3 protein-coding genes are annotated in these 1,583 nt (G+C 70.7%); 2 read left to right on the top strand and 1 reads right to left on the bottom strand.

Going from position 1 to position 1,583, the window contains the following annotated elements:
• Window positions 1-288, bottom strand: a 288-nt coding sequence (locus A5736_RS27135) for a hypothetical protein (protein WP_076248102.1), incomplete at its 3' end; no start/stop codon positions are given.
• Here A5736_RS27135 and A5736_RS27130 point away from each other — a divergent pair.
• Window positions 281-421, top strand: coding sequence for a hypothetical protein (locus A5736_RS27130; RefSeq protein ID WP_158070288.1), 141 nt, complete (start codon window positions 281-283; stop codon window positions 419-421). The two genes, A5736_RS27135 and A5736_RS27130, sit on opposite strands and share 8 nt — an antisense overlap.
• A gap of 164 nt (window positions 422-585) precedes the next feature.
• A partial coding sequence (locus A5736_RS19665; protein WP_076248100.1) for a hypothetical protein occupies window positions 586-1,583 on the top strand: 998 nt, incomplete at its 3' end.

Raw genomic sequence — 1,583 nt, 5'->3', positions numbered from 1 at the left:
GTCGCCGCCTCCAGCCACGTCGAACGCGTCCTCTTCGACGGTCACGCCGTCGCCGTCGCCGCCACCGCCGCCGGTGGTCGTAACGACGCAGCCTCCGGTCGTCACCACGCATCGTCCGCCGCCGCCGCCGACGTCGACCCAGCCGCCGACCACCACGGCCATCACGACGACGCCTCCATCGCCGACTACGACGACGACGACGCCTCCGCCGACGACGACCACCACCACGACCACGACGGTGCCGATGACGACGGAGTGGATCCACGTTCCGCTGCTACCGGTGCCCATTCCGGTGCCGGTTCCGGCGAATCAGGCGCCGCAGACCCCGCAGGCCCCGCAATATCCCCAGTACCCGCAGCAGTACCCGGACTATTCGGGTGGCGGCGGCGCCCAGAACCCGTACCTGAGCCCCGGCTATTAGCAAGGATCTTTGAGCCGAGTCACTCCAGCGGCGCGCCCGGCAGCACGCGCGTAGCGTTGAAGAAGCCCCGATTCGGGCCAGGGGCTGTCTTTTCAATGCCCTGTTGAAGATGCCGTCTTGCGGATGCGTCTTCGAGAGGCCAGCGGAGGACTGGGAGGCTCAATTTGGAGATCGTGCTCGGGGTGTCGATGGCTCCCACGACGGTCCGCATGATCCTCATCGAGGGGCAGGCCGGCGACGGCGTGACCGTCGAAGAGGACGCGTTCGACGTGGCTGGAGGCGGCGACTCGACTTTCGGTGTGGCCGATCAGGTGATCGGCGCCATCGTGGGCACGCGCGAAGGCGCCGTCGAGGGCGGCTATCGGCTGGCATCGACGGGCGTGACCTGGACGGACCCCACCGAGGTCGCGGGGCTGCGCGATGCGCTTGCGCGCTGCGACGTCGGCGGCGTCATGCTGGTCTCCCCGCTGCTCGCCGCGGCCGCGTTGGCGCAGACGGTGGGTTCCGCGATGGACTACGAGCGCATCGCGATGCTGTTCGTCGAATACGACAGCGCGACGCTGGCCGTCGTCGAGATCGCCGACGGCTCGATCGTCGAGCTGCATCGGCGGGCCGTGGTCGGAGCCGGGAAGCCCGCACGCCGGCACGCCGTCGCGGCCGAGCTGGCGGCGATGGTCGCCGACCTGGACGCAACGGGCCCGCGGGCCGACGGCGTTTTCATCGTCGGCTGCGGGGTCGACATCGTCGGAATAAAGACCGTGCTCGACGCGGCGACCGTGCTGGACGTGATCGCGCCCGAAGAGCCGGACATGGCGCTGGCCCGCGGCGCGGCGCTGGCATCGGCGAATGCCCCGTTGTTCGCGTCGTCGACGTCCGCCCTGGCTTACGCGCTGGATCCGGGCACCGGAGAGCTGAATCCCGGCGCCCTCGCCCCGACCTACCTCGACGTCAGCGGCAACGCGGCGTTGAGTGCCGATGCGCTCGCCTACAGCGCCCTGGACGACATCGCGGACCACGCGTCGCGGCAGCGACGCCGGCCCATGCTGCTGGCGGGCAGCGCGCTGACGGCGGCCGGTGTTGCCGTGGCCGGGGTCGCAACGCTGACCCGCGGGTCGTTCTGCCGAACCGACGTCGGCGCGTCCGACGTCAGCGAGGCCAGCAC

It is taken from the genome of Mycobacterium sp. SP-6446 (assembly GCF_001954045.1).
Lineage (GTDB): Bacteria > Actinomycetota > Actinomycetes > Mycobacteriales > Mycobacteriaceae > Mycobacterium.
Note: the sequence above shows the minus strand (reverse complement) of the source record. Positions and strands in the feature narration are given on the sequence as shown.